At 61.4% G+C, this 26,357-nt stretch carries 25 protein-coding genes; 12 read left to right on the top strand and 13 right to left on the bottom strand.

All coding sequences use genetic code 11. The features are described 5' to 3' along the window. The first annotated feature begins 39 nt into the window (after nucleotides 1-39). The 5 genes from colR (at nucleotide 40) to H096_RS12675 (ending at nucleotide 3,811) form a co-directional block, all read left to right on the top strand. Nucleotides 40-723: a two-component system response regulator ColR gene (gene colR, locus H096_RS12695; RefSeq protein WP_003175870.1), complete on the top strand. Its 684-nt coding sequence runs from the start codon at nucleotides 40-42 to the stop codon at nucleotides 721-723. After that, nucleotides 713-1,993 (top strand): HAMP domain-containing sensor histidine kinase, encoded by a 1,281-nt coding sequence (locus H096_RS12690; protein WP_033898552.1) that lies wholly within the window; start codon nucleotides 713-715, stop codon nucleotides 1,991-1,993. Before colR ends, H096_RS12690 begins: the two co-directional genes overlap by 11 nt. 189 nt (nucleotides 1,994-2,182) lie before the next feature. After that, nucleotides 2,183-2,863 (top strand): class I SAM-dependent methyltransferase, encoded by a 681-nt coding sequence (locus H096_RS12685; RefSeq protein ID WP_033898551.1) that lies wholly within the window; start codon nucleotides 2,183-2,185, stop codon nucleotides 2,861-2,863. A gap of 4 nt (nucleotides 2,864-2,867) precedes the next feature. Further along, entirely contained in the window at nucleotides 2,868-3,587 is a 720-nt protein-coding gene (locus tag H096_RS12680; protein ID WP_033898549.1) for a lipopolysaccharide kinase InaA family protein, read from the top strand. Then, a complete protein-coding gene (locus H096_RS12675; protein WP_028617789.1) occupies nucleotides 3,584-3,811 on the top strand; it encodes a hypothetical protein in 228 nt (75 codons plus the stop codon). The genes H096_RS12680 and H096_RS12675 overlap by 4 nt, the downstream gene beginning before the upstream one ends. 64 nt (nucleotides 3,812-3,875) lie before the next feature. On the opposite strand, the gene H096_RS12670 is transcribed toward H096_RS12675, so the two are convergent. Genes H096_RS12670 through H096_RS12660 form a run of 3 tightly spaced genes read right to left on the bottom strand, consistent with a single transcriptional unit; the run spans nucleotide 3,876 to nucleotide 7,499 of the window. Then, nucleotides 3,876-4,973, bottom strand: a complete 1,098-nt coding sequence (locus H096_RS12670; RefSeq protein WP_033898650.1) for a DUF1513 domain-containing protein — start codon at nucleotides 4,971-4,973, stop codon at nucleotides 3,876-3,878. A 2-nt stretch (nucleotides 4,974-4,975) separates the two neighbouring features. Continuing rightward, nucleotides 4,976-6,040, bottom strand: coding sequence for an imelysin family protein (locus tag H096_RS12665; protein ID WP_033898548.1), 1,065 nt, complete (start codon nucleotides 6,038-6,040; stop codon nucleotides 4,976-4,978). 31 nt (nucleotides 6,041-6,071) lie between these two features. Beyond that, complete coding sequence (locus H096_RS12660; RefSeq protein WP_033898547.1) at nucleotides 6,072-7,499, bottom strand: di-heme oxidoredictase family protein; 1,428 nt, start codon at nucleotides 7,497-7,499, stop codon at nucleotides 6,072-6,074. A gap of 139 nt (nucleotides 7,500-7,638) precedes the next feature. Here H096_RS12660 and H096_RS12655 point away from each other — a divergent pair, with 139 nt between their 5' ends. Further along, nucleotides 7,639-8,202: an NAD(P)H nitroreductase gene (locus tag H096_RS12655; protein ID WP_016975503.1), complete on the top strand. Its 564-nt coding sequence runs from the start codon at nucleotides 7,639-7,641 to the stop codon at nucleotides 8,200-8,202. On the opposite strand, the gene H096_RS12650 is transcribed toward H096_RS12655, so the two are convergent. From H096_RS12650 to gap, 7 genes are all read right to left on the bottom strand, one after another. After that, nucleotides 8,199-10,337 carry a methyl-accepting chemotaxis protein gene (locus tag H096_RS12650; RefSeq protein ID WP_033898546.1) on the bottom strand — a complete coding sequence of 713 codons (2,139 nt, stop codon included), beginning with the start codon at nucleotides 10,335-10,337 and terminating at the stop codon, nucleotides 8,199-8,201. The genes H096_RS12655 and H096_RS12650 overlap by 4 nt on opposite strands. Before the next feature lie 139 nt (nucleotides 10,338-10,476). Next, a complete protein-coding gene (locus H096_RS12645; RefSeq protein ID WP_033898545.1) occupies nucleotides 10,477-10,878 on the bottom strand; it encodes a YbaN family protein in 402 nt (133 codons plus the stop codon). A 57-nt stretch (nucleotides 10,879-10,935) separates the two neighbouring features. After that, nucleotides 10,936-11,544, bottom strand: a complete 609-nt coding sequence (locus H096_RS12640) for a biliverdin-producing heme oxygenase (RefSeq protein WP_033898543.1) — start codon at nucleotides 11,542-11,544, stop codon at nucleotides 10,936-10,938. 133 nt (nucleotides 11,545-11,677) lie between these two features. After that, the gene (locus tag H096_RS12635) at nucleotides 11,678-14,251 is read right to left on the bottom strand and encodes a TonB-dependent receptor (RefSeq protein ID WP_033898541.1); all 2,574 of its coding nucleotides are present in this window, start codon (nucleotides 14,249-14,251) and stop codon (nucleotides 11,678-11,680) included. 115 nt (nucleotides 14,252-14,366) lie between these two features. Continuing rightward, a complete protein-coding gene (locus H096_RS12630) occupies nucleotides 14,367-15,335 on the bottom strand; it encodes a FecR domain-containing protein (protein WP_033898539.1) in 969 nt (322 codons plus the stop codon). A gap of 74 nt (nucleotides 15,336-15,409) precedes the next feature. Next, a complete protein-coding gene (locus tag H096_RS12625) occupies nucleotides 15,410-15,928 on the bottom strand; it encodes a sigma-70 family RNA polymerase sigma factor (protein ID WP_033898538.1) in 519 nt (172 codons plus the stop codon). Between the two features lie 91 nt (nucleotides 15,929-16,019). After that, on the bottom strand, nucleotides 16,020-17,021 hold the full coding sequence (gene gap, locus H096_RS12620) for a type I glyceraldehyde-3-phosphate dehydrogenase (protein ID WP_033898537.1): 1,002 nt from the start codon (nucleotides 17,019-17,021) through the stop codon (nucleotides 16,020-16,022). A gap of 221 nt (nucleotides 17,022-17,242) precedes the next feature. Between gap and edd the strand changes: the two genes are divergently transcribed. Genes edd through H096_RS12600 form a run of 4 tightly spaced genes read left to right on the top strand, consistent with a single transcriptional unit; the run spans nucleotide 17,243 to nucleotide 22,248 of the window. Beyond that, nucleotides 17,243-19,069, top strand: coding sequence for a phosphogluconate dehydratase (gene edd / locus H096_RS12615; RefSeq protein ID WP_033898536.1), 1,827 nt, complete (start codon nucleotides 17,243-17,245; stop codon nucleotides 19,067-19,069). After that, a complete protein-coding gene (locus H096_RS12610) occupies nucleotides 19,066-20,022 on the top strand; it encodes a glucokinase (protein WP_033898534.1) in 957 nt (318 codons plus the stop codon). The genes edd and H096_RS12610 overlap by 4 nt, the downstream gene beginning before the upstream one ends. 32 nt (nucleotides 20,023-20,054) lie before the next feature. Further along, on the top strand, nucleotides 20,055-20,789 hold the full coding sequence (locus tag H096_RS12605) for a response regulator transcription factor (RefSeq protein WP_016975493.1): 735 nt from the start codon (nucleotides 20,055-20,057) through the stop codon (nucleotides 20,787-20,789). A 31-nt stretch (nucleotides 20,790-20,820) separates the two neighbouring features. Then, a complete protein-coding gene (locus H096_RS12600) occupies nucleotides 20,821-22,248 on the top strand; it encodes an ATP-binding protein (protein ID WP_161630237.1) in 1,428 nt (475 codons plus the stop codon). Here H096_RS12600 and H096_RS12595 read toward each other — a convergent pair. After that, entirely contained in the window at nucleotides 22,245-23,174 is a 930-nt protein-coding gene (locus tag H096_RS12595) for an AraC family transcriptional regulator (RefSeq protein WP_016975491.1), read from the bottom strand. The genes H096_RS12600 and H096_RS12595 overlap by 4 nt on opposite strands. 328 nt (nucleotides 23,175-23,502) lie before the next feature. Here H096_RS12595 and H096_RS12590 point away from each other — a divergent pair, with 328 nt between their 5' ends. Together H096_RS12590 and H096_RS12585 are read left to right on the top strand one after the other, a co-directional pair. Further along, nucleotides 23,503-23,844, top strand: a complete 342-nt coding sequence (locus tag H096_RS12590) for an antibiotic biosynthesis monooxygenase family protein (protein WP_028617774.1) — start codon at nucleotides 23,503-23,505, stop codon at nucleotides 23,842-23,844. A 42-nt stretch (nucleotides 23,845-23,886) separates the two neighbouring features. Next, a complete protein-coding gene (locus H096_RS12585) occupies nucleotides 23,887-24,129 on the top strand; it encodes a hypothetical protein (RefSeq protein ID WP_033898533.1) in 243 nt (80 codons plus the stop codon). On the opposite strand, the gene H096_RS12580 is transcribed toward H096_RS12585, so the two are convergent. Then, nucleotides 24,126-24,749 (bottom strand): flavin reductase family protein, encoded by a 624-nt coding sequence (locus tag H096_RS12580; RefSeq protein WP_033898532.1) that lies wholly within the window; start codon nucleotides 24,747-24,749, stop codon nucleotides 24,126-24,128. The genes H096_RS12585 and H096_RS12580 overlap by 4 nt on opposite strands. A gap of 126 nt (nucleotides 24,750-24,875) precedes the next feature. Continuing rightward, the gene (locus tag H096_RS12575) at nucleotides 24,876-26,195 is read right to left on the bottom strand and encodes an MFS transporter (RefSeq protein ID WP_033898531.1); all 1,320 of its coding nucleotides are present in this window, start codon (nucleotides 26,193-26,195) and stop codon (nucleotides 24,876-24,878) included. Nucleotides 26,196-26,357 lie beyond the last annotated feature (162 nt).

Genomic DNA, 26,357 nt, shown 5'->3' with positions numbered 1-26,357 from the left:
GAGCCAACACGGCCGTTACCGCGTACGGAGACACTGCCCATGCGAATTCTATTGGTTGAAGACAACCGCGATATTCTGGCCAACCTGGCCGATTACCTGGGGCTAAAAGGCTATACCGTGGACTGTGCGCAGGACGGTTTGTCGGGCCTGCACCTGGCCGCCACCGAGCATTACGACCTGATCGTGCTCGACATCATGCTGCCCGGCATCGATGGCTACACCCTGTGCAAACGCCTGCGTGAAGATGCGCGCCGCGACACGCCGGTGATCATGCTCACCGCCCGCGACCAATTGGATGACCGGTTGCAGGGCTTCAAGTCTGGCGCCGATGACTACCTGCTCAAACCGTTTGCCCTGTCGGAACTGGCCGCGCGCATCGAAGCGGTGCTGCGCCGTGCCCAGGGTGGCGGGCGCCGCGCCCTGCAAGTGGGTGACCTGAGCTACGACCTCGACACCCTGGAAGTGACCCGCGAAGGCCGCCTGCTCAAGCTCAACCCAGTTGGCCTGAAACTGCTGGCGGTGCTGATGCAAAAGAGCCCGCACGTGTTGCGCCGCGAAATTCTCGAAGAAGCCCTGTGGGGCGACGACTGCCCGGACAGCGACAGCCTGCGCAGCCACGTCCACCAATTGCGCCAAGTGATCGACAAACCGTTCGCCAAGCCGTTGCTGCAAACGGTGCACGGTGTCGGTTATCGCCTGGCCGAGGGTCGTGATGGAGTTTAAGCAAAGCCTTGCCCAACGGATCATCATCGCCTTTGCGTTGATGAGTGCGTTGGTGGCGGGGGCCTTCGCCATGGGCATCGTCGCGACGGTGCACCTGGTGGAAGAGAAGTTGATCTCGGCGGGCCTGGGCGGTGACCTGCAGCGCTTGCTGCTGATGGACACGGTCGAAGACTGGCGGCACCGGCCCGAGCCGGATCAGCTGTTTTACTTCAGCGGTGGCCCTGGGGATTTTGAGTTGCCCAAGGATTTGCGCCACCTTGAGCCCGGCTTCCATGAAGTGTTCCGCGAAGCGCTGTCGTACCACGCCATGGTCGAAGTGGTCGACGGCCGGCGCTACGTGTTGCTGCAGGATCAAAGCGATTTTGAAGAGCGCGAGCGCGTGCTGTTTGCCGTGGTGCTGGTGGGTTTCGTCCTCAGCCTGGCGCTGGCGGTATTCCTCGGTTGGGTGCTGGCGCGCAAAGTGATGGCGCCGGTCGTGCGGCTGGCCCGTCAGGTGCGTCACCGTGACCAACTGCTGGGCCTGGCTCCGCCGTTGGCACCGGATTACGCGGCGGATGAAGTGGGTGAACTGGCCGTGGCCTTCGATGCCACCCTGGGACGCCTGCGTCAGGCGCTGTCCCGTGAGCAGTTGTTCACCAGTGATGTCAGCCACGAATTGCGCACACCGTTAATGGTATTGGCCAGCTCCTGCGAGCTGCTGCTGGAAAACCCGGCCATCGACCAGCGTGGGCGCAACCAGGTGCTGCGTATCGCCCGGGCCTGCGAAGAGATGCGCGAACTGGTACAGACCTTCCTGATGCTGGCCCGTGCCCAGCATGATGAGTCGGCCATGTCGCCGCAGGTCAGCCTCGCGCAGGTGGCCGATGATCTGCTCGGTATCTGGCGCGAGCCCATCGAGCAAAAAGGCCTGGAGCTGATCTACAACCCCGGTCACCCCCTGGACACGCGCTATAACACCACCTTCCTGCACGCCGTCATGGGCAACCTGCTGCGCAACGCCCTGCACTACACCGAACACGGGTTTATCCGCCTGACCCTGGAACCCACGGGCTTTGTGGTGGAAGACAGCGGGGTCGGTATTCCCGAAGACAAACGTGAGGCGATGTTCGAGCCGTTTGTACGCGGCAGCGAGAAGCGCGGAGAAGGCCTGGGCCTGGGGTTGTCGCTGGTCCAGCGCATCTGCGAGAACCAGGGCTGGACCGTGAGCCTCAGCACCATGGAGCCCAATGGCTGCCGCTTTCATGTGCAACTAAGTCAGGTCAACGCCTGACTCCACCCTCTGCCGCTATCCTGCCAGAGATCACCGTCATTCGGCGAAGATGGCCCCATGCCATTGCTTGTGTCTGTAAAGTCTTGAAATGTATGGGGATTGGACAGGACAAGTTTTTCACAACGGGTTGACCTGTTGATCACAGACTGCTGCTTAAGGTTGTAGGCATCAGCAACTGGAGATCCGTCGATGTCTACCCCGACCAAACTCGAATTTTCCGAAAAGTACGACGACGAACACGCCCAAGAGTATTTGCTCAAGCATCAGGACAATCTGGCCCGCCGGTTGTCCCACAAACGCGACGAGCAATTGGCCCGTGGTGCGCTGGCGTTGGCCGGTGAGCCTGGCCTGGTGCTCGACTTGCCGTGCGGCGCCGGGCGTTTCTGGCCGCTGCTGGCCGAAAAGCCCAATCGCGTCATCATTGGCGCCGACAACTCGGCGTCGATGTTGAAGGTCGCAACGGCTGCCCAGCCCGCCGATGTGGTGAAACGGGTACGACCCTTGCAGACATCTGCGTTTGATATCGATCTGCCGGATAACTCGGTCGACAGCATTTTTTGCATGCGCCTGTTGCACCACATTGGTGATCCGGCGCACCGACTGGCGATATTGCGGGAGTTTCAGCGCGTTACCCGTGACAGCGTGATCGTTTCGCTGTGGGTCGATGGCAATTTCAAAGCCTGGAAACGCAAGCGTCTCGAAGAGCAGCGTCGCAAAAAAGGTGAGCAGGAAGGTTACCAAAACAGATTTGTGTTACCGGCTGCTACTGTTGAAGCAGAATTCGAAGAAGCCGGTTTCCGTGTTCAGGAGTCCCTGGACTTCATTCCGCTCTACGCCATGTGGCGAGTGTATGTATTGCGCAAGAGGTAACAGGATGGCAGTTGAGTGCGTAGCAGGCAGTCATGTAGCGCCCGAAGAACGCTTTGATTATTTCTGGCGCCAGCAAGGCGAGTGGGTCGAAGAACCCAACCGTCGGCGTGGTGGTGAAAGTGGTGTGCAACGCGTGATGAGTGCCAATGGACGCTTGCTCTACAGCAAGCGCCAGACCGGGCACATCTACCGCAGTTGGTTGCACCCGTTTGGCCGTCCCACTGTGTTGCGTGAGCGGGATGCCATCAAGGGCCTGCGCCTGTTGGATGTACGCGTACCCGAGATGGTTTTTTGCGAGGCGCGCCGCGACCCTGAGCACCACTGGCAGGCACTGTTGGTGACTGCGGCCCTCGATGGCTTCGACGAAATCGAAAACTGGTATGCCGCCGGTGGTCGTGAACAGTACGGCGAGCTTGTGCATGAGCGCGTGCTCAAGGAGCTTGCTGGCACCTTGGCGCGTATGCACCGTGGGCGCTGGCAGCATGGCTGCCTGTACATCAAGCACATTTTTGTAAGAGTGACCGGCCAGGGCGACTCGGCCAACGTCGAAGTGGCGCTGCTGGATTTCGAGAAATGCCGCCAACGCTTGACCGCTTATCGGGCCGCTTCCCATGACATGCTGCAACTGCGCCGCCATTCGTCGTGGAACGACACGGACTGGAAGAAACTCAGCTACTTTTACGAGACGGCGTTTGGCAGCGCTATCAAGGGTTTAACCAGATGAAGCTAGAAATAGCACGAGGTTTGTTCCTGGTCGGGGCGTTGGGCGTTGCAGCCTTGGCGCTGGCGGCCTGGGAACAGCCTCGCACACAGGTGCTCAGTGCAACGCAGGGTGGCGCGCAATGCCTGTTGCCGCGCGTCGCCAAGGCGAGCACCGCAGCCAAGCCTGATCATGAGTTGTTGCTGTTCATGTTTGGCATGTCTCAAGGGATGAGGCCACAGAGTTGAAACGATTCAAACCCCCAGGAAAGGGCCTTGCGATGCGAGGCCCTTTTTTTTGCTGTGCGCCAGCTCAGATCAGATGCAGGTGGTTATCCCAGAGCCCGGCGGGCAATTCCAACGGCTTTGCCACCAACGGTTTCTGACGACAATCGTAGAACCGGCAACGACCTTGGCCCGAGGTCACGACAAAGCCATCCTCTACGGCGCCGACACCGGCACAGTCGGGCAGTGGTCCATCCAGGCGCAGCTCGCCACTGTCCATGTCCCAGATAAAGAAGCGGTTGCCCCGTGGAGCCGTCAACGCCACCAGGCGCAAATCGCTGTGCACCGCGACGCTGGCGGTGTAGTGCCCCATGGCCTGCAACTGCTCATCCGCCACCGGGAACGCCACGAAGGGTTGGCCCGGCCGCTTGATTGCCAGCAACTCGGAACGCTCCTGTGACGCGCCCATGAACTGCTGCCCGGTGAGGATGGTGCCATCGCTGGCGATCCCCATATGGCGCACGCTGTTCATCTGCTGGTCCAGGGTTTCCTTGCTGATCAGGCTGCCGTCGCGGTGCATCAGCACCAGGCTTGGCTCCATGGCGTTGAGGTTCATTTCCACGCGGCTTTCGGCTTCGGTGCGAATGCCGCCGTTGGCCACCACCAGGGTTTCGCCGTCGGGCATCCACGACACCTGATGCGGGCCGATGCCGTGGGTGGACATCTCGCCGGTATGCACCAGCCGCTCGCCTTCGAACTTATACACACCGAGCAGGCCACGGCCGGGGTCGGTCGTGTCGTTCTCGGTGGCGTACAGCCAGTCGCCACTCTTGTGAATGACCGCGTGGCCATAGAAATGGCGATTCGCCTTGGAGGTGATGGTTTGCAGCAGCGTGCCATCACGCAGGTCGATCAGGTAACTCTCGGTGCCTGGGCGACGGGCGACAAACAGTGCAATCGGCAGCGTCGGGTGGTTGATGATGTCGTGGCAGCGCTGGCCGACCTGGGTGGCAAACACCGGCTTGCCGTCCAGGCGATAGCCCACGGCATAGTGCTTGCCGTCTGCATCATCCCGCGCCGAGAGCAGCAGCGGGCCCTTGTCTTTCCCTTTGAACAGCGTCCAGCCGCCCAACGTGAGCGCACTGAGCAGCACGCTGCCAACCGCCAAAGCCTGTCGCCTGAGCATCATCAGTCACCGTCGTTGGCGTTAAAGCCCAGTTGGATCCCCAGCGCCTTAGCCAGCTCGCCTTCGTGCAGGCGGTGGACGACGTTGAGGCTGTCGTAGAGATCGTTGAGCTGCTGGCGCCCGGCGTCGTCGGCCAGCAATTCATTGAGGGTGCGCTGGTTGCTGGCGAAGAGTTTGAGGGACGCGGCGTAGGCGGCGTCGATCTTGTCGGCCAACGGCTTCTGCTCGGACGGCAGCAGGCCACGCAGGCCTTTGTTGTCGACGCCGACCCATACGGTCTGGGCGGCGGCGAGGCTGGCTTCGAGGCTTTGCAGGGACGACTGGCTGCGCCATGCATCGGCCTGGAAGGGCTGCGGGATGCCCTTGGTCTGGCGGCCCATTGGCGTGCCGAGTTTTTTCTTCAGGGTGTCCAGTGCGGTCACTTGGACGCGCAGCAGATCGGCAATGGCTTCGTGGGAATCGGCGTAGCGCTGGTTCGGAAACTTGGTCATCTGTGCCAGCATGCCGTCGGTGCTGTTCCAGCTGGCCAGGATCTCTTCGGCCAGGGCCTTCTGACGGTCGCCGATGGCCACCAGCAGCGGGCAGTAACGGGCTTTTTGCGCGTCGTCGGCGATGTCGGTCTTGGCGTCATAGAGGATGTATTCGTAGGCCGACAGGCCTTGCACCACCACGCTGGACTTGGCCAGGGCGGCGCCATCGATCTGCGGCTGACTGGCGACCAGTTGCTCGACCTGGCGGCCGACCAGGTTCTTCTTGTCCGGCCAGAACTGCACCTGCCACGAACGGTTGCCCTCGGCCAGCGGGCCGATCAACAGCGGTTGCAGCTCGGCCCAGGCCTTTTGCGCGTGCAGGAAGTCGGCACGGGCAGTGTCCAGGCTCTCTTTGCCTTGGCAGTAGGCCAGGGCGCTGACGGCCAGTTGGCGGTCGGCTTCGACCCAACGGCTGTAGGTCGGCAGGATCACTTGCTTGGCGATGGCCGCCGAGGTCACCGCTTGCGGGTCTTGCGGCGAGCAGGCGCCGAGGGCGAGGGCGGCCAGGCTGGTGAACAACAACTTGGGACGGAACATGTCGAGCTCCCTTCTGTAAGTGGGGCGAAGCTTATAAAGAATTCAGGAACGCCAGCAACGCAGCGCGCTGCTCGGCATTAAAGGACAGCACATGCTGCTGCGCCGCTTGTGCTTCACCGCCGTGCCACAGCACGGCCTCCAGCAGGTTGCGGGCGCGGCCGTCATGCAAGAACTGGGTGTGGCCACTCACGGTTTGTGTCAGGCCAATGCCCCACAACGGCGGCGTACGCCAGTCGCGGCCACCGGCCTTGAATTCGCTGCGGTTGTCGGCCAGGCCTTCGCCCATGTCGTGCAACAACAGGTCGCTGTACGGACGAATCACTTGGTTGGCCAGCTCAGGTTCAGCGGCATTGGCCGCCGTGGTGAACGCGGGCGTGTGGCAACCCTGGCAACCGGCCTGGTAGAACAGGTTCTTGCCGGCCAGCACCTGCGGCGTGTTGACGCCACGGCACGCCGGCACGGCGAGGTTGCGGGTGTAGAACAGCACCAGGCGCAGGATGTTGTCGCTGACTTCCGGCTCGCCATCGGGGCCATTGCCGTTGGGGGCCTGCTTGCAGGCGACTTGGGCATCGGTGCAGTCATCGAAGGGTCTCAAAGAGGTGGTGAGGCCCATATCACCAGAAAACGCGTGAACATTTTGTTGATTGAGGTTGGGTTGCCCGGCTTTCCAGCCAAAACGCCCGAGTACGGTTTTTTGCTGGGCGTCGTCCCAGACCCAATTGGCGCGGCCGACGATGGCTTCTTTGTCGGCGGTCTTCGGGTCGGTATTGCGCAGGATATCGGCGTCGCTGATGGCTTCGAGCAGGCCCAGGCCGATCATGGGCGGGGCGATGCGTGCGGAGAAGCGTGTATCCGGATGCATCGGGCCGTAGCCGAGCTGGGTGATCTGCAGGTCCGGCTTACGCAGCTCGACCACCGTGCCGTCCTTGAACGTCACGTTGACCGGTGTGTAGTCGACCCGCACCTTGCCTTCAGGCTGCACGCCCGGCACGGCCATGTCCTGCAATTGCCCGCCGTAGACCGGCTCGGGCACCACGCCGACCTGTTCGATGAGCTTGGCATAGGGCGCCGCATCCGGAATCGACAGGCGCACCAGCATCGACACTGCATTCGGTGCGTCGGGCAGCGGCGGGTGCCCACGGCCATCCTTGATATGGCAGTTCTGGCAGGCATTGGTGTTGAACAGCGGTCCCAGGCCATCACGCGCGGTGGTGGTGGACGGCGCGATCACCCAGGGGCTGCGAAAGAAGCTGTTACCCACGCTGAAATCCAGGCGGCGGGTAGGCGACAGGTTGGCCGAGGGCAGGGAAAACGCATTCTGGTCGCGCTTGTTCACCGTTGCAGCACCGCCCGCCCGTGATTCACCCGGCTCGGCCTTGGTAAACCTGGGCGCGTCATCGCAGGCTGCCAGGCTAAAGGCCAGCACGGCTGCGGACAGGCGAAAAAGCGAACGGAGCATCGAGTTTCCCGGACGATGGCGAAAAATAAGGTCGCAAAGTCTAACAGGGCGGGGCGCAATGAATAAGAGCAATTATCGTTTGGTCGAATCCGATTCATTCCCGCTAGAATGGCCGCACATTTTTCTCTGGAGGTGGCCAATGCAGGCTCTCGACGCTTTGCTCAACCGTGTTTCCGTGCCGCGTCTGCTGGAACCGGCACCGACCCAGGAGCAGCGCGACGTGCTGTTCGCCGCCGCGATGCGCGCCCCCGACCACGGTCAATTGCGCCCTTGGCGCTTCCTCACCGTTGAAGGTGCCGCCCGTGAGCAAATGGGCACGCTGCTGGCCGAGGCTGCGCGCCTGCAAGACGCCGACGCGCCACAAGCCGCCATCGACAAGGCCCAGAACGGCCCGTTGCGTGCGCCGTTGGTGGTGGTGGTGATTGCCCGTTTGCAGGAACACTTCAAGGTGCCGAAATCCGAGCAATTGCTGGCAGCCGCCTGTGCGGCCCACGGCATCCTGCTGGCGGCGTATGCCCAGGGAATTGGCGCCGTTTGGCGCACGGGTGAACTGTCCTATTCGGCCCATGTCGCCAAAGGCCTGGGGCTGACGGCAGACGAGGAAGTGATTGGCTTCCTTTACCTGGGCACGCCGCAGAATCCACCGCGCACAGCGCCCAAGGAAGATGTGGCGGCGTTTGTCAGTGCCTGGACCGGCGTTTAAACCCTGAACTGATCCATCAGCTTCATCTGCTGGCTGGCCAACGCATTGAGTTGGCTGCTGATGGCCGCCGACTCGGTGGCCTGGCCGGTGAGGGTTTCGGTCACAGTGCGGATCGCCGAGACATTGCGGTTGACCTCTTCGGCCACGGCGCTCTGTTGTTCGGCGGCGCTGGCGATTTGCAGGTTCATGTCGCTGATTACGGTCACCGCATCGCTGATCTTACCCAAGGCCTGCACCGCTTGATGGATCTGCCCGGCATTGCTCTGGGCCTGGCTCTGGCTTGAATGCATGGTCGCCACCACGCCACGGGTGCCGCTTTGGATGCGTTCGATCACCAGGCGGATTTCCTCCACGGAGTCCTGGGTGCGCTTGGCCAGGTTGCGCACTTCGTCGGCCACCACCGCAAAGCCACGGCCGCTCTTCCCAGCGCGTGCCGCTTCGATGGCGGCGTTCAGCGCCAGCAAATTGGTCTGCTCGGCGATGCTGCGGATCACTTCCAGTACCGAACCAATCTGCTCGCTGTTGACCGCCAAGGCTTCGACTTCGCCCACGGCCTTGCTGACTTCTTCGGCCAGGGTGGTGATGTCGCGAGTGCTCTGCTCGATGATCGACATGCCTTCGCGCGCCGACTGATCGGCCCCGCGTGCCGCGCTGGCGGCATTGGAGGCGCTGTTGGCGACATCGTGGGCAGTCGCGCTCATTTCGTTGGAGGCCGTGGCCACCTGGTCGATCTCGCGGAACTGCACCTGCATGCCTTCGCTGGTCTGGCGCGCGATGGCGGAGGACTGATCGGCGGTGCCACGGGCTTCGGTGATGCTTTGCTTGATCTGGGCGATGGTCGGTTGCAGCTTGTCGAGGAAGCGGTTGAACCAGTTGACCAGTTCACCCAACTCGTCCTTCTTGGCGTAAGCCAGGCGTTGAGTCAGGTCGCCGTCGCCGCTGGCGATGTCTTTGAGCATGGCGGCCACGCTGTTGATTGGGCGAGTTACGCCGGTGGCGGTCAGCCAGATCAGCAGCAGGCCCAGCAAGCCGGCCGCGGCGGCCACCAGCAGCGCCTTGAGGGTGCCGGCGGCCTGGGCGTCGTCGAGTACGCCTTGCAGTTTCGCGTTATCGGCGAGCATCACGTCTTTGGGCAGCTTGATCACCACGCCCCAGGCTTTGGCGTCGGCAATCGGCTTGACCGGGTACACGGCACGAATGGTGCCGTCCTGTTCGCGGATCATGCGGTTGTCACTGGCCAGCAACTGCACGATTTCCTTGCCTTCGGCGCCAAGCGTGTCGATCAGGTTCTTGCCGACCTTGGCCGGCTCACCGCTGTAGGCCGCGATCAGGCCGGTGCTTGAGAGGATTTCCAGGTGTGCGGCGCCATTGAACAGGTCTTTCTGTGCGATATCAGTGGTGGCTTGCAACGCATTCAGGGCGATGTCGACGCCCACCACGCCGATAACCTTGCCGTCCACGATCAGCGGCAGCGAGATGGTCGTCATCAACACGGGTTTGCCGGCCACGGTGTCTTCGTACGGGTCCAGCAGGCAAGTGTTACGCGTGTCGCGTGGGCAGGTGTACCAAATGTTGTAGGGCGTGCCGCTGAGGTTGAGGGTGGTCTTGGTCAAGTCGTCCTCGACCATGATGGTGTTCAGGCCTTCGCCTGCGGCGCGGCTCCAGTAACTGGAGAAGCGGCCTTTTTCGTTGGAGACGCGGGCTTTGTCGTCGATGAACTCGCTGTCCCTGCCGTCCAGGCCATTGGGTTCGAATGAAAGCCAGATGCCCAAAACCTTATTGTTACGGTCAAAGGCGGTTTTCAGGCTCTGGTTGAGCGCCTCGCGCAACGCCCCAGCTTCAAGCCCGCGCTGGGTGGCCAGCTTGCGCAAGTCCTTGATCTGGTCGGCCAGTGCGGTCACGGCCACCAGGCTATCGCTGAAGGTTTTCTGCAACTGCACCGCTTGCTCGGCAGCCTTGGCCTGCAGCAATTGCTCAACGCTGGCGGTGAGCATGCGCGAACTGGAGTCGCTGACCAGTTGATCGTTCTGGTTGGTGTTGTAGATGTTGATGCCGACGACCAGCGCGATCACCCCCAACAGGCAAAGGCCCGACAGCAGCACGATTTTCAAGCGAATGGAGAGGGTGTCGAACATAGGTTCACTCACGAATGGACTTGTTGGAAAGCACGCAGTGCAGGCCAAGTCCATTCAGCGCTATGTCTGAAACATCGGCGTCATGAATCAATTCATGAGAGAGAGGCGATGAGCGGTAGGAAAAACCCTACACGCGCCGTTATATGGGCGTTGCAAGCCGTTCCGGGCGTGACCATATCCACAGGTTGCCCAGGCTCATTCCGGCGATTGCGAGGTAGATCGGCCAGCCATGATCGAGCATCACCAGCATCAGGATGGCGCACAGCAGCATGCTCACCGTGGCACTGACTTTGGCCCGGCGGGCGATGATCTTGCCGTTGCGCCAGTTGAACAGGATGGGCCCGAACAGCCGGTGGTTTTCCAGCCAGGCGCTGAGGCGCGGTGAGCTTTTGGTGGCGGCCCAGGCGGCGAGCAGGATGAATTCGGTGGTGGGCAACCCCGGCACGACAATCGCCACCAACCCGATGCCCAGGCTGACGTAGGCCAGCAGGCCGAAGAGGATCCGGGCGATTTTCGAGGTGGATTGGGTTTTGCCGGTCATGGGAGCGATTTACAGAGTCGAGGAAGCAGGAGCGGATGAAGCCGCTCCTACAGGGTATCAGGCCAGTTCAGGGGCGCTAGCGTACGCTTGTTCCAGCAAGACGGTGAAGCGTACAAACGCGTCGATTGCGCCTTTTTCCACCGCAGCCTCTTCCTCGGCGCTGAATTCCAGGGCATCGAGCGTACGGGTGAAGCGCTTCCAGCCTTCGGCACGACCACCGGCCGGTTCGCCCAGGTGACGGGCACCGAAGGTTTCGCTCAGGCCCAGGCCCACGGCGCGCTTGATCAGGAACGCAGCGCCCAGCTTGGAGCCTTCGGACACGAACAGCCAGCCCAGGGCTTCGGCCTTGCTCGGGTTCTTCACGGCGCCGGCGACCGGTGCAGGCACTTCGGTGTCGAGGTCGCCCAGGTCCAGCTTGGCGGCTTCGGCGCGGCAACGCTCGGCCAGGTCCGGCACGATCTTGATCAGCTCGGCATCGTTGTACAGCGCCACCAGTTCCGACTGGAACAGGTACTGCGCGACCACGAAACGCGCGAAATTGGCCTGGGTTTCAAACGGCGCGTGGGCTTTGACCAGGGCGTCGAGCTTGGTGTGTGGCTCGTTGGTGATCTGGTTCAGGCGCTGGGAGCGAAGGTTTGGGCGTTCTGCGGTTGGAGAAGCGGTCATGAAAAAGTCCTTGAGAAGGGGAGCGCCTGGGTGCCCTAAAGAGAGCTGTTATCAACTAGACGAACAAGAAGACGCGGCACAGTAAAAAATCCTCACCTCGTCGATGAAATTTCGACGAGGTGAGTGGGGTGGATCAGATGTCCCAGATCACGTTGATCGCAAAGTTGCGACCCGGCTGGGTCAGGCGGTCGAGGTTGGCCGGGGAGGTCACGCCGGCTTCGCCGACGCCGTCGTAGCTGCGTACGTCGTCCCAGTTCCAGTACTTCTTGTCGGTGAGGTTGTAGAGGCCGCCGTTGAGGGTCACGTCGTTGGTGACCTTGTAGAAGCCGGTCAGGTCGACGATGCCAAAGCCTGGGGTCTTGAACGGGCCCTTGGACTTGTCGCCGTCTGGCGAGAAGAAGGTGGTGCTGTCGACGCGGTTCTGTTTCTTGACCAGTGTCCAGCTGACCAGCGCGCCGTATTGTTCCTGGTCGTAACCCAGACCGAACACGCCCTTGAGCGGGTTGACGCTGTTGAGGGGCTCGCCGGTCTCGTCGTTGCGGCCATAGGCGTACGCCACCGCACCTTGGGTGTACAGGCCTTGGGGCGCGCCAAACGCGTCCAGGTTCATGCGGCCCTTGGCTTCGATGCCCTTGATGGTGGCGCGCTTGATGTTGAACGGCTGGAAGATCGTCCCGGTGGGGGCGACAGAGGTGTTGTCCTCGTCGATGAAGTCTTTGTACTTGTTGTAGAACACTGCGACATCGAAGTTACCCGCGTCGAAGTTACCGCGAATCCCGGTCTCGATGCCTTTGCTGGTTTCCGGCTTGAGGCTCGGGTTTGGCTCGACCACGTACCCTTGCTGGATATTTTCAAAGCGGCCGTACAGGGCCTTGGCTGACGGCGTGCGGAAGCCTTCGGCGTATTGGCCGAACCAGGTGTAGTGGTCAGTCAGCGCGTAGGTCAGGCCGAATTTCGGCGAAACACGGTGCCAGGTCTTGGTGTCGTCGTCGTGTGGGTAGATCCGGTTCGGGTCGGTGGCGTTGAGGAAGTCCTCGGTCAGCTTGGGTTTGAGCTGGGTGTAGTCATAGCGAACGCTGGGCAGGAAGGTCCAGTTGTTCCAGGCGATCTGGTCCTGGGCAAACAGCGAATAGGTATTGATGGTCGGGTCCGGGAAGTCGCTGGCCTTTCTCACGCTGTCTGTGGCGGACGGGCTGGGGGCGCCGATGGCGGTACAACCGCTGCCGACGGCCAGGCAGGTGGCGGCACCTTCACGGGACCCGGTGACTTTCTGCTGCTTGAGGGTGGTGCCGTAGGTCACTTGGTGATCGGTGTCACCGATGCTGAAGGCCTTGTCCAGTTGGGCATCGAATACCCATTGTTTTTCCTGGTAGAGCGTATCGCGGGTCCGCAGCACGCGACGGCCTGCCTGGTAGATCTCGGCGGTGGTCTGGTCGGTCTTGGCAATCTGATAGTTGAGGCTGGTCTTGATGCGGTCGGCAATCGGCGATTCGAGCGCGAAGCTGTTTTCCAGGCCGAAGCGCTCACGGGTGATGGTGTCGTTGCCCGAGCGTGCGCGGTACAGGTTGGGGGAGACGGGGGCGCCAGTGTTGAACGGCCCGCCTATGGCGTTCTTCTGGTTAGTGTCGCGATCGTCCTTGTACTTCTCGTAGGTCAGGCCGAGGCGATTGTCTTCACCATAATTCCAGCCCAGCTTGGCCAGGATGTTGGTGGTGCGCGCGTCTTCCGGGTTGGCGCCGGTACGGGCCAGGCCGGTGGCGTTGTTGCCGTCGTAGGACTCCATTTCATGACCGTTGCGCTGGCTCAGGTGCAGCAAACCGTCGAAGTCCTGCACGCGGCCGGCGAAGGTGCCGGAGGTCAGCCAGCTTTCATCGGCGGAGCTGTAGCCGGTCTTGAGACGGGCGCCGACGTCCTTGCCGGGCTTGATGATGTCGTCCGGGTCGAGGGTGAAGTAACTCACTGCGCCGCCAATGGCGCTGCTGCCGTACAGGGCCGAGGCCGGACCCCGCAGGATCTCGACGCGCTTGACGATTTCCGGGTCGACGTAGTTGCGACGGGTCTTGGCGTAGGGGCCGTTGAAGAAGTTATCCGGCACTTCCACGCCATCGACCTGAGTGAGGATGCGGTCGCCGTCGATGCCGCGAATGTTGAAACCGGCGTTACCGGCACGGGTGCCGGCGCCACCGACCGAAACGCCGGGCTCATAGCGCACCAGCTCGCGGATGGTATTGACGTTCTGGCGGTCCAGCTCTTCGCGGTCATGCACGCTGACGGTGCTCGGTACGCTGCTCACGTCCTGCTCATTGCGGGTGGCGCTGATGGTCACCTGTTGCAGGTTGAGGGTGCTGCCCGCTGCGCGTTTTTCCAGAACGATGTTGTTGCTGCCCAATTTGCGATAGCTCAGGTTGGTCCCCACCAACAGCCGGTCCAAGGCTTTTTCCGGCGGCAGCGGGCCGCGCACGCCAGGGGACGACACACCCTGGCCCAACTCAGCGGGCAGGCCGACTTGCCAGCCGGTCACGGCGGTAAAGGCGTTGAGGGCCGAGACCAGCGATTGCTGCTCGATGCTGAAGTTGTAGTTTCCGTGACTGCGCGCAGCAGGTTCGGCGGCGGTGGCGCTCATCACTGGCGCACCGGCCAGCAGAATGGCGGCCGTCAGCAAGGACAGGACGGGCGAAGAGGACCGGCGGTTGAAACAAGAGGACATCGAGAGCGCTCCGGGGTACGAATCTTATAGTTGCGAACTGAAACAAATAGGAATCAGTTGCATTGGCTAAGACGAGACGTACCACCCTCAGCTATCGAGTAAAAATAATTCTCATTTAGTTCAAGATCACCAGCGCCGGGTATTCCGACAGCTTGGCCGAGGTGATGTGGGCCAGGGATCGCACCACATCCAGAGGCTGGTCGAGGCGATAATTGCCGGTGACGGCGACACTGGCCAGTTGGTCATTGGTGTTGACGATCCAACCCGGGTAATAGCGACGCAACTCGGCGAGCACTTCGCTCATCGGGCAGTTTTCGAAAATCAGCCGTCCTTGCACCCAGGCCAGGTCCTTGTTGGCGTCCAGCTTGGCCGGCTGGCCGAAGCCCTTGGGCCCGATGCGGATGCTTTCACCGGCGCTCAGGCGCACGCGGGCATCATCGAAGGTGTTGCTCAGGTCGACATCGCCGCGTTGCACTTGCACCTGGGCTTCGCCATTCAGGTAACGCACAGCAAAAGCCGTATCGCGCACGCTGGCACGGACAGGGCCGGCGTCGATTTCCAGGGGCAGGCCGTGGCTGGGCACGATTTCGAAAAACGCCTCGCCCTGGTACAGGCGGGCGATGCGCTGGTGGTCCTTGATACTGCTGGAAAACGCCGAGTTGGTGTTCAGCAGCACCTTGGAGCCGTCGTCCAGTTGCAGGCGCTGGCGTTCGCCCACCACGGTGAGGTGGTCGGCCTGCAGGCGTATCGGCAGGTTGCTGAAGCTGAACAAGCCGATCAGCAGCACGGCGGCGGTAGCCAGTGGTTTCCAATGCGGTTTGATGCGGCGCCAGGCGCTGGGCTTGCGCGGTACCGCCAGTGCGACGGCGGCACTGTGCACCGGCGCGCCTCCCCAAGCGGCCTGTGCCTTGGCGAAAGCATGAACGTTGGCGGGATCGCTGGCCAGCCAGGCTTCGAATTCGGCTTGCTGCCCGGGTTGCGGGCACTGCAAGGCGATCAGCCAGTCGAGGGCTTGATCCATAGCCGTGTCTTGCAACACCTCATGAGCCAGCTCATGGGGCTGCAGTTTATTCGGGTCCGTCACGGTGTTCCTCGGGTCTTCGCCACGTTCTATTCAACTTTCCTACAGCCTGGGTCGACGCTTCTTTCGGGTGAAGCTTAAGGCCGATCCAGCCGTTCGGCCACACCTACACAGATGGCCATGATCAATTTGAGTTCCTTTTGCACGGTGCTCAAGGACACTTCCAGCTGATCGGCAATCTCTTGGTAGCTGCAACCATGCAGGCGGCTGAGGATGAAGATCTGCTGTTGGCGGGCGCTCAACTGGCCCAGGCTGACGCTCAAGGCTTCAAGCATTTGCTCGGCCTGGGTGGCATCTTCGGGTGTGCTGATGGGGGCAGCGACGCTTTGCAGGACATCCAGCGGGACATCTTCCTGCAGCGTGCGGGCCTGGATCCTGCGCGCGCGCAGATGATCCAGCGCCAGGTTGCGCGCCGTCTGATAGACAAAAGGTTCAAGGTGATCGATCGGCCGCTCGCTCAGGGCCCGAGTCACGCGCAGGTAGGTTTCCTGCAACAGGTCCTCGGCGGTGCTGTGGTTATTCACCATCCGCTGCAAGGTGCGAAGCAGAACCACCCGTTGGGTGAGAAAAACGTGGTTGAAGCGAGATTGGCTCACAGTGATACCAGACCGATTTGCAGTGAATGATAATGCTTATCATCAACGCAAATGGCAAGTAGCTATTTCTGTGAGCCTTTTCCCGTGAGGGTTATTCGGCGTTACACAGCGCCAGGCAGTTATCCAACATACGGTTGGAGAAGCCCCACTCGTTGTCATACCAAGCCAACACTTTCAGCAATTTGCCACTGACTTTGGTGTGATTGGCATCGAAGATCGACGACAACGGGTTGTGATTGAAGTCGCTGGAAACCAGCGGCAAGGTGTTGTAACCAAGGATCTTGGAATGCTGGCTGGCATCCTTGAGCAACGCATTGACCTGTTCGGCAGTGGCTTCTTTCTTCAACTGCACGGTGAGGTCCACCAGCGACACGTTGATCACCGGTACACGCACCGCCATGCCGGTCAGCTTGCCCGCCAGTTCCGGCAGCACCAGGCCGACGGCTTCAGCTGCGCCGGTCTTGCTCGGGATCATGTTCTGGGTGGCCGAACGCGCACGGTACGGGTCGGTGTGGTAGACGTCGGTCAGGTTCTGGTCATTGGTGTAGGCGTGAATCGTGGTCATCAGGCCACTTTCGATGCCCAACTCGCGGTGCAGCACCTGGGCCACAGGCGCCAGGCAGTTGGTGGTGCACGACGCGTTGGAGATGATCTGGTGGGATTGGCGCAGAATGTCGTGGTTCACACCGTAGACCACGGTGGCGTCCGCGCCCTTGGCCGGTGCCGAGATGATCACCTTGCGCGCGCCGGCGGTAATATGGGCGGCAGCCTTGTCACGGTCGGTGAACAGACCGGTGCATTCGAACACCACGTCGATCTTGTGCGCAGCCCACGGCAGGTCGGCGGGGTTGCGAATGGCACTGACGGCAATCCGGTCACCATTGACGGTCAGGCTTTCCTGATCGTGGGCGACCTCTGCGTCGAAAGTGCCATGCACGGTGTCGTATTTGAGCAGGTGGGCGTTGATCGAACTGTCGCCCAGATCGTTGATGGCGACGATCCGCAAATCCTGGCGGTAGCCTTGGGTATACAGTGCGCGCAGGACATTACGGCCGATACGGCCAAAACCATTGATTGCGATACGAAGAGTCATTGGAAAGTGCCTGTCGTCGATTTGTTGTAAGAATTACAAGATTATTCGCATAAAAATAGAAAACAAGCCTTTTTAGTGGCAATATTTTGTTCAATCTACAACGAGTGACCTGAATCAACTGGTCCGATGATCCAAACGACTCCCTGCCATCCCATGCGCTGCGGGCGTTTGATCAGCATAGACACTCAGGTCGCCACATCCGTTAGCCTGGAGTTCTACACATGCATCCCCGCGTTCTTGAGGTCACCGAACGGCTTATCGCCCGTAGCCGCGCCACCCGCGAGGCCTACCTTGCGCTCATTCGCGGTGCAGCCACCGACGGTCCGATGCGCGGCAAGCTGCAATGCGCCAACTTCGCCCACGGCGTGGCCGGTTGCGGTACTGAAGATAAAAATAGTCTGCGCATGATGAATGCCGCCAACGTGGCAATTGTTTCGTCATATAACGACATGCTCTCGGCGCACCAGCCGTACGAGCATTTCCCTGAACAAATCAAGAAAGCCTTGCGCGAAGTCGGCTCGGTCGGCCAGTTCGCTGGCGGCACTCCCGCGATGTGCGATGGCGTGACCCAGGGCGAGCCTGGCATGGAGCTGAGCCTGCTCAGCCGTGAAGTCATTGCCATGTCCACGGCGGTAGCGCTGTCCCACAACATGTTCGACGCCGCGCTGATGCTGGGCATTTGCGACAAGATCGTCCCCGGCCTGATGATGGGCGCGTTGCGCTACGGCCACCTGCCGATGATCTTCGTGCCGGGCGGGCCGATGCCGTCGGGCATCTCCAATAAGCAGAAAGCCGATGTGCGTCAGCGTTATGCCGAAGGCAAGGCCACCCGCGAAGAGCTGCTGGAATCGGAGATGAAGTCCTACCACAGCCCCGGCACCTGCACCTTCTACGGCACCGCCAACACCAACCAGCTGCTGATGGAAGTGATGGGCCTGCACCTGCCGGGCGCCTCGTTCGTCAACCCGTACACGCCGCTGCGTGATGCGCTGACCCGCGAAGCCGCGCACCAGGTCACGCGCCTGACCAAAGCCAACGGCAGCTTCATGCCGATCGGCGAGATCGTCGACGAGAAATCCATCGTCAACTCCATCATCGCCCTCAACGCCACCGGCGGTTCGACCAACCACACCCTGCACATGCCGGCCATCGCCATGTCGGCGGGCATCATCCTCACTTGGGACGACATGGCCGACCTCTCCGAGGTGGTGCCGACCCTGTCCCACGTGTATCCAAACGGCAAGGCCGACATCAACCACTTCCAGGCGGCGGGCGGCATGTCGTTCCTGATCCGCGAACTGCTTGAGGCCGGCCTGCTCCACGAAGACGTCAACACCGTGGCAGGCTTTGGCTTGAGCCGCTACACCCAGGAACCCTTCCTGGTCGACGGCGAACTGATATGGCGCGATGGCCCGATCGAAAGCCTCGATGAAAGCATCCTGCGTCCCGTGGCCCGAGCGTTTTCGTCGGAAGGCGGCTTGCGTGTGATGGAAGGCAACCTCGGTCGCGGCGTGATGAAAGTGTCAGCCGTGGCGCCGGAGCACCAGATTGTTGAAGCGCCAGCGGTGGTGTTCCAGGACCAGCAAGACCTGGCCGACGCGTTCAAGGCCGGCCAGTTGGAAAAAGACTTCGTGGCCGTCATGCGCTTCCAGGGCCCGCGCTCCAATGGCATGCCCGAATTGCACAAGATGACGCCGTTCCTCGGTGTGTTGCAGGACCGTGGCTTTAAAGTCGCACTGGTAACAGACGGGCGCATGTCCGGCGCGTCGGGTAAGATCCCCGCCGCGATTCACGTCAACCCCGAAGCCCAGAGCGGCGGGCCGCTGGCGCGGGTGCGCGATGGCGATATCATTCGCGTGGATGGCGTGAAGGGCACCTTGGAGCTTAAGGTGGACGCCGACGAATTTGCAGCGCGCGCGCCTGCCACGGGCCTGTTGGGCAATAACGTGGGGGCCGGTCGCGAGCTGTTTGCATTTATGCGCTTGGCCGCAAGCTCCGCAGAGCAGGGCGCCAGCGCCTTTACCTCTGCCTTGGAGACGCTTAAGTGAAGCTTGCGCTGGTCGGTGATATCGGGGGCACCAACGCCCGTTTCGCGTTGTGGCGCGATCAGGAACTGCATTCGATCCGCGTGCATGCCACGGCGGATCACTCCAGCCCTGAAGACGCGATCAAGGTTTACCTCAACGAGGAAGGCCTGCAAATCGGCGAAATCGGTGCGGTGTGCCTGTCGGTGGCCGGGCCGGTGAGCGGTGATGAATTTAAGTTCACCAACAATCACTGGCGCCTGAGCAAGACTGCGTTTTGCAAGACGTTGCAGGTCGATGAATTGCTGCTGGTCAATGACTTCTCGGCCATGGCCCTGGGCATGACCCGCCTCAAGCCCGACGAATTCCGTGTGGTGTGCGAGGGTACGCCGGAGCCGTTGCGCCCGGCGGTAGTGATTGGCCCTGGCACAGGCCTGGGAGTCGGGACGCTGCTGGACCTCGGCGCAGGTCGTTTTGCGGCGTTGCCGGGGGAGGGCGGGCATGTCGACCTGCCCCTGAGCAGCCCGCGTGAAACCCAGCTGTGGCAGCACATCTACACTGAGATCGGCCACGTCAGCGCCGAAACCGCCTTGAGCGGTGGCGGGTTGCCGCGTCTGTACCGTGCCATTTGCGCGGTCGACGGCCACACGCCGGTACTGGAAACCCCCGAGGCCATCACGGCCGCAGGCTTGGCCGGCGACCCGGTGGCGATGGAAGTATTGGACCAGTTCAGCATCTGGCTGGGCCGCGTCGCCGGCAACAATGTGCTGACCACCGGTGGACGCGGTGGCGTGTACATCGTGGGTGGGGTGATACCGAGGTTTGCCGACTTCTTTATCAACAGCGGCTTTGCCAAGAGTTTCGCCGACAAGGGCTGCATGAGCGACTACTTCAAGGGCATTCCGGTGTGGTTGGTAACCGCGCCGTATTCCGGGTTGACCGGGGCCGGCGTCGCGTTGGAACAGGCGTTTGCCTGACCTGCAACACTTATAACAACAAGGAGGACCCCGTGAGCGTAATCAGTAAATCGATTCTCCTCGTCGACGACGACCAGGAAATCCGCGAATTGCTGCAGACCTACCTCAGTCGCGCCGGTTTCCAGGTGCGTGGCGTGCCGGATGGCGCGGGGTTCCGCCAGGCGATGAACGAGGCGCCATGCGACCTGGTCATCCTCGATGTGATGTTGCCGGACGAAGACGGCTTCAGCCTTTGCCGCTGGATCCGCCAGCACCCACGCCAGGCGCAGGTGCCGATCATCATGCTCACCGCCAGTTCCGACGAGGCCGACCGCGTGATCGGCCTGGAGCTGGGCGCCGACGACTACATCGGCAAGCCTTTCAGCCCCCGCGAGTTGCAGGCGCGGATCAAAGCTCTGTTGCGTCGCTGCCAGTTTGGCCAGGAACGCAGCAGTGGTGGCGAAGTGTTGGTGTTCGATGAATGGCGCCTGGATATGATCAGCCACCGCCTGTTCCATGTGGATGGCGAGGAAGTGATCCTTTCCGGGGCCGATTTCGCCCTGCTCAAATTGTTTCTCGACCACCCGCAACAGATCCTCGACCGCGACACCATCGGCAACGCTACCCGTGGCCGTGACCTGATGCCGCTGGACCGTATCGTCGACATGGCCGTCAGCCGCTTGCGCCAACGCCTGCGCGACACTGAAAAACCCCCGAGGCTGATCCGTACCGTGCGCGGCAGCGGTTATCAACTGGCAGCCAGCGTGGTTGCCGGCAATGCCCACTGAACATCTGACTGAGCGCCGCCGCCGCTTCCCGGTGCCCCGTTCTTTGCTGGGGCGCATGCTGCTGCTGACGCTGCTGGCAGTGTTGTTTGCCCAGGCGCTGTCCAGCGTGATCTGGGTCTCGCAGTTGCGTGCCACCCAGCTCGAAGGCCTGGTCACCAGCGCCCGCAGCCTGGCGCATTCGATGACCGCCAGCGTGAGTTATTTCCGTTCATTGCCGGTGGCCTATCGCCCATTGGTCCTCGACCAATTGCGCAGCATGGGCGGCACGCGTTTCGTCGTGACCCTCAATGATCGTCCGCTGGACATGGCCATCCTGCCGCAGACCCCGCGTAAGCAGGCCGTGCTTGAAGCGGTCGATGAAGTGCTGAAACAGACCCTCGGCGCCGATGTGCATATCTCGGTGGAGTTCGTCAGCGCCGAAGACCTGCGCATCTTCAATGCCGGTCTCAAACTCGATGAATTGCCGCGTTCATGGGCCCACTACGCATTGACCCTAGAACCGGTAAACCCGCCGGTACTGGTCACCCAAATCCAGCTCGCGCCCGGCGAATGGCTGTACATCGCCTCGCTACTACCCGAGCCCTACACCAGTCTGGAAGAACAAGGCCTGCCGTCCCAGCAGGTGTGGTTTATCGTGCTGACCAGCGGTTTCCTGTTGCTGTTCATCGGCCTGCTGGTGCACTGGCAAAGTCGCCCTCTCAAGCGCTTGGCGCGGGCCGCGCGGGACATGTCGCTGGGCGCCGACGTAGAGCCGGTGGCCGAAGGTGGCGGCAGCGAAGTGGTGGAAGTGGGGCGGGCGTTCAATGCCATGCGCGAGCGCATCAGCCGTTACCTGACCGAGCGCAGCCAGTTGTTCAGCGCGATTTCCCACGACTTGCGCACACCGATCACCCGCCTGCGCCTGCGTGTGGAATTGCTGGAAGACGAGAACCTGCAAACCAAGTTCGGCCGCGACCTGGATGAGCTGGAGTTGTTGGTGAAGGGCGCGCTGCAATGCGTGAAAGACACGGATATCCACGAAAACATCGAGCCGGTCGACCTGAACCATGTGCTCGACTGCCTGGTGGAACCGTATCTGGCGCCGAACGGCAATGGTCGCGTGACCCAGCATGGCCGGGCGTTGACGACGTATCCGGGCAAGCCGCTGGCGCTCAAGCGATGCATCGGCAACTTGATCGACAACGCGTTGAAGTACGGCCAGAACGCCCATCTGCGCATCGAAGACGATGGCGTGGAATTTATCCTGCATGTGGATGACGAAGGCCCCGGCGTACCCGAGCAACGCCTGGAGCAAGTCTTCGAACCGCACTTCCGCCTGGCCGGGCAGCAACAGGGCTACGGGCTGGGGCTGGGGATTGCGCGCAACATTGCCCATAGCCATGGCGGGGAAGTGAGTCTGCAGAATTTGCGTGAGGGTGGGTTGCGGGTGACCCTGCAACTGCCGCGCACGCTCGACTAAATGCTCTGGCGCAGCCGGGCCAAATCTCTGAGGGGCGGCGCCCCAAACAACCGACTGTACTCCCGGCTGAACTGCGACGGGCTTTCATATCCCACGCGATACCCGGCCGCCGACGCCTCCAACCCTTCGGCAATCATCAACCGCCGGGCTTCCTGCAAGCGCAGTTGCTTCTGGTACTGCAACGGGCTCATGGCGGTGATGGCCTTGAAGCGGTGGTGCAGGGTCGAGACGCTCAGGTTCACTTCCTTGGCCAGATCGTCGATGCGCAGCGGTTGCTCGTAGTTGCCGTTCAACCATTTGATCGCCTGGCTGACCCGATGGCTCTGACTGTTGGCCACGGCGATTTCATACAGGCGATAACCCTGGGGACCCCGCAACAGGCGATAAAGAATTTCGCGGTTGATCAGCGGCGCCAGCATGGCGATGTCTTTGGGCGAGTCCAGCAGGCGCGCCAGGCGCAGCACGGCGTCGAGCAGTTGGCCGTCGATGCGGTCGACATACATGCCACGGGAGGTCGGGCGCGACGGCACCCCCATCGGGCCTGCCTCTGCGATCAAGGCCGTTAGCTGCGCCGGGTCGATATTGATGCGCACCGACAGGTTCGGGTCTTCCGGGGTGGCCTCGATGATCCGCCCAGCCACCGGCATCGCCACCGAGAACACCAGGTAATTGAGTGGGTCGTAGGCAAAGATCTCGTCAGCCAGGCGCACTTCCTTGCTGCCGCTGGCCAGGATGCACAGAGCGGGCTCCACCAACACCGGCATGAAGTCACGCGGCGTGTTGTGGCGGTTCAGGAACAAGGTGGTGATGGCGGTACCGTAGGAGCCGTCCTCCCAGGTATGCCGGTGCACGATGCTGGCCAGTTCGGCGCGCTGCTTTTCCATCTCGGCATCGAGGGGGATGGCTTTATGTTCGGGCGACGACATGGAGCGTCCTCTACTGGCTACTTCGATGGGCTCAGCTTAGCGGCGGCTTTTCAAAAAGTGTTACGTCGATTCTGCACAATCCTTGCCTGATCCTGCGGCGCATCGTGAATCAGGCAATCGCAACACCTGTCATCTCCCTGAAACAAGGCGTTGGCCCATGGAATAAAACAGCTGCGCCAGACGTGCTCTCTACGCTTCTCGCAGGATTGTGCAATAAGCCGACAGGAATTGACTAACCGCGCCCGCACTCGCGCCGTTATCTTTGATCCTGTGGCAACACGCCCTCACAGTGCTTGCCGAGCATCACTTCTCAACGGGAGAGTCGAACATGTCCACCCCCATTCCCGCGAGCCATATGGCCTTTATCCGCGCCCGCACCGGGTGCAGCACCGAACTCGGTGCACGCTTGAGCAGTTTGATCGAACCGGGCCGTCAGGCTCAGGGTTGCCTGCAATTCTCGTTGCAGCATTCCCAGGTCGATCCAGATGTCTGGTTGATCTCCGGTTTCTGGAGCAGTGAGGAGGCGATGAGCGCCTACTTCAACTCACCAGCCCTGATGATCCTGACCGAGTTGTTGAACGACATGGTGGTCCGCAGCATGGACTTCCAGACCTTTACTGACGCATCCGCTGCACACGCCTATGGCGAGTACCTGCAACTCGCCGGCTGAAGGTCTAGAATGGCCGACTTTCCATTGGCCAGGACCTGCAACATGGCACGTAAACAATTTGCCCACCACGAAGCCGTTTCCGCCGTAGTACCGGGGGAGGGTGGCTACAGCGCCGCCGTCGCCGTCAAGGCACTGGATGGCATGGGCGCACCCCGGTTTCACAAGATCCTTGATGGCCAGACGTTCAAGACCGCCTCCGACGCCGATGATGCGGCCACCCTGCAATTGGAGCGGTTGGTCGATGTCGACGAAGAAGGTCAGTTGGCGTGGGCTGCCGAATCCTAAGCCTTGGGTCGATGCATCTTGAACAGGGCCTCAGGGCCCAACTGGAAGTAATCCGCCGGGCCGCCACCGCGCAAAATCGGCTCGGCGGCGGCGGTGTCGTAGATGCCGTCCTTGAGCAGCCATTTGGCGATATGCACCGCGACCACTTCGCCGAGCACCAGCCAGCTAGGCACCAATGCTTTGTCGGCGCGCTGAAGCTGGATGATCTGCGTCACCTTGCACTCGAACGACACCGGGCTCTCGCCCACCCGTGGCACGCCCACGATCTTGGAAGCGACCGGCGTCAGGCCGGACAATTCGAACTCATTCACCTCGGGTGATACCGGGGCGCAACTCTGGTTCATCTGCTCGGCCAGCGGGCGGGTCGCCAGGTTCCAAACAAACTCGCCGGTCTGTTCGATGTTGTTCAGGCTGTCTTTGCGCCCGACACTGGAAAACCCGATGATCGGCGGAATGTAGTTGAACGCGTTGAAAAAACTGTAGGGCGCCAGGTTCAGGCGGCCTTGGCTGTCGTGGGACGAAATCCAGCCAATGGGCCGGGGGCCGACGATGGCATTGAACGGGTCATGGGGCAGGCCGTGGCCGTTGGCGGGTTCGTAGAAATGGATATCGTCGGACATGGCCGGGGTTCCTGGTGCGCAGTTCTGGGAGGCGGTCATAGTGCACTGCACAGTTGGTGGTTTTCAAAACAAAAAAAGGGCTGTGTCATCTGCTGACACAGCCCCTTTTGCATTGCAGGTGAAACGTCAGTCCGTGGTAATGCGCGAGTGCTTGCGCGTGTCCTTCATGGTCACATAGACCACCAGCGACACCGCGATACACGCGGTCACATACCAGTAGTAACCGGTTTCCATGCCGATGCTCTTGAACCACAGCGCGATGTATTCAGCGGTGCCGCCGAAGATCGAGACGGTCAGGGCGTACGGCAGGCCTACGCCGAGGGCGCGGATTTCGGTAGGGAACAGCTCGGCCTTCACCACGGCGTTGATCGAGGTGTAGCCGCTGACGATGATCAGCGCCGCCATGATCAGGAAGAACGCGCCCCACCAGCTCTGGATGGTGTGCAGGGTGGTGAGGATCGGCACGGTGAACAGCGTGCCAAGGATGCCGAAGGCGATCAGGATCGGCCGACGGCCGACTTTGTCCGACAGCCCGCCGACGATGGGTTGCAGGCACATGAACAGGAATAGCGTCGCCGCCGAGATGGTGGTGGAGTCGGAAATGCTCATGCCGACCGTGTTCACCAGGTATTTCTGCATGTAGGTGGTGTAGGTGTAGAACGCCAGGGTGCCGCCCATGGTCAGGCCGACCACGGTCAGTAGCTCCTTGGGATGGCGCATCAAGGTGCGCATTGCACTTTCCTTGGCTTTTTCCTTCTTGGTGAACGATTCGGTTTCTTCCATGCCACGACGCAGGTACAGCGCGACGACTGCGCACAGTGCGCCGATGGCGAACGGGATACGCCAGCCCCACGCGTACAGTTGCTCGGTGGTCAGCAGTTGTTGCAGCACGATCAGCACGGCCAGGGCGATGAGCTGGCCGGAGATCAGGGTTACGTACTGGAAGCTGGAGTAGAAACCACGGCGTTCCTTGGTCGCCATCTCGCTGAGGTAAGTGGCGGAGGTGCCGTATTCGCCGCCGACCGACAGCCCCTGCAGCAAACGGGCGAACACCAGCAGGATCGGCGCACCGATACCAATCATTTCATAGCCTGGGCTCAGGGCAATCAGCAGCGAGCCGAAGCACATCAGGTAGACCGAGGCCATCAAGGCCTTTTTACGCCCGACCTTGTCGGCATACAGGCCCATCAGCCAGCCACCGATCGGGCGCATCAGGAAGCCCACGGCGAAGATTGCGGCGGTGTTGAGCAGTTGGGCGGTGGTGTCGCCTTTCGGGAAGAAGGCTTTGGCGAAGTACAGCGAGAACGCGGCGTAGACGTACCAGTCGTACCACTCGACCATGTTGCCGACGGAACCACTGAAAATCGATTTGATGCGGCTGGAGGTAGTGCGCTCTTTCGTCGGCGCGGCCGCCGACCCCAGAGGCAGGGCGTTGGAGTTATCCATTGAAGGATCCTTCATCTAGTTGTTTTTATGGAGCGGCGCGTGCGCAGCCTGACTCGAGCTATAGCAGGAGCTGTGCCAGATGGATGAAGGCCCGGAATAGAAGGGTTGCAGGTTTTTATTGAGCGGAAAGCCGCTGATGATTTTCAGGTGATGAGCGGAAAT

This window comes from Pseudomonas sp. FH1 (assembly GCF_000510895.2).
In the GTDB taxonomy this organism is placed as follows: Bacteria; Pseudomonadota; Gammaproteobacteria; order Pseudomonadales; family Pseudomonadaceae; genus Aquipseudomonas; species Aquipseudomonas azotoformans_A.
This window is presented reverse-complemented; position numbering and strand designations above follow the sequence as displayed.

What these genes read in the sequence shown, in the direction of transcription:
- colR (WP_003175870.1), top strand. Translation starts at nt 40, where the DNA reads ATGCGAATTCTATTGGTTGAAGACAACCGCGATATTCTGGCCAACCTG.
- H096_RS12690 (WP_033898552.1), top strand. Translation starts at nt 713, where the DNA reads ATGGAGTTTAAGCAAAGCCTTGCCCAACGGATCATCATCGCCTTTGCG.
- H096_RS12685 (WP_033898551.1), top strand. Translation starts at nt 2,183, where the DNA reads ATGTCTACCCCGACCAAACTCGAATTTTCCGAAAAGTACGACGACGAA.
- H096_RS12680 (WP_033898549.1), top strand. Translation starts at nt 2,868, where the DNA reads ATGGCAGTTGAGTGCGTAGCAGGCAGTCATGTAGCGCCCGAAGAACGC.
- H096_RS12675 (WP_028617789.1), top strand. Translation starts at nt 3,584, where the DNA reads ATGAAGCTAGAAATAGCACGAGGTTTGTTCCTGGTCGGGGCGTTGGGC.
- H096_RS12670 (WP_033898650.1), bottom strand. Translation starts at nt 4,973, where the DNA reads ATGCTCAGGCGACAGGCTTTGGCGGTTGGCAGCGTGCTGCTCAGTGCG.
- H096_RS12665 (WP_033898548.1), bottom strand. Translation starts at nt 6,040, where the DNA reads ATGTTCCGTCCCAAGTTGTTGTTCACCAGCCTGGCCGCCCTCGCCCTC.
- H096_RS12660 (WP_033898547.1), bottom strand. Translation starts at nt 7,499, where the DNA reads ATGCTCCGTTCGCTTTTTCGCCTGTCCGCAGCCGTGCTGGCCTTTAGC.
- H096_RS12655 (WP_016975503.1), top strand. Translation starts at nt 7,639, where the DNA reads ATGCAGGCTCTCGACGCTTTGCTCAACCGTGTTTCCGTGCCGCGTCTG.
- H096_RS12650 (WP_033898546.1), bottom strand. Translation starts at nt 10,337, where the DNA reads ATGTTCGACACCCTCTCCATTCGCTTGAAAATCGTGCTGCTGTCGGGC.
- H096_RS12645 (WP_033898545.1), bottom strand. Translation starts at nt 10,878, where the DNA reads ATGACCGGCAAAACCCAATCCACCTCGAAAATCGCCCGGATCCTCTTC.
- H096_RS12640 (WP_033898543.1), bottom strand. Translation starts at nt 11,544, where the DNA reads ATGACCGCTTCTCCAACCGCAGAACGCCCAAACCTTCGCTCCCAGCGC.
- H096_RS12635 (WP_033898541.1), bottom strand. Translation starts at nt 14,251, where the DNA reads ATGTCCTCTTGTTTCAACCGCCGGTCCTCTTCGCCCGTCCTGTCCTTG.
- gap (WP_033898537.1), bottom strand. Translation starts at nt 17,021, where the DNA reads ATGACTCTTCGTATCGCAATCAATGGTTTTGGCCGTATCGGCCGTAAT.
- edd (WP_033898536.1), top strand. Translation starts at nt 17,243, where the DNA reads ATGCATCCCCGCGTTCTTGAGGTCACCGAACGGCTTATCGCCCGTAGC.
- H096_RS12595 (WP_016975491.1), bottom strand. Translation starts at nt 23,174, where the DNA reads ATGTCGTCGCCCGAACATAAAGCCATCCCCCTCGATGCCGAGATGGAA.
- H096_RS12590 (WP_028617774.1), top strand. Translation starts at nt 23,503, where the DNA reads ATGTCCACCCCCATTCCCGCGAGCCATATGGCCTTTATCCGCGCCCGC.
- H096_RS12585 (WP_033898533.1), top strand. Translation starts at nt 23,887, where the DNA reads ATGGCACGTAAACAATTTGCCCACCACGAAGCCGTTTCCGCCGTAGTA.
- H096_RS12580 (WP_033898532.1), bottom strand. Translation starts at nt 24,749, where the DNA reads ATGTCCGACGATATCCATTTCTACGAACCCGCCAACGGCCACGGCCTG.
- H096_RS12575 (WP_033898531.1), bottom strand. Translation starts at nt 26,195, where the DNA reads ATGGATAACTCCAACGCCCTGCCTCTGGGGTCGGCGGCCGCGCCGACG.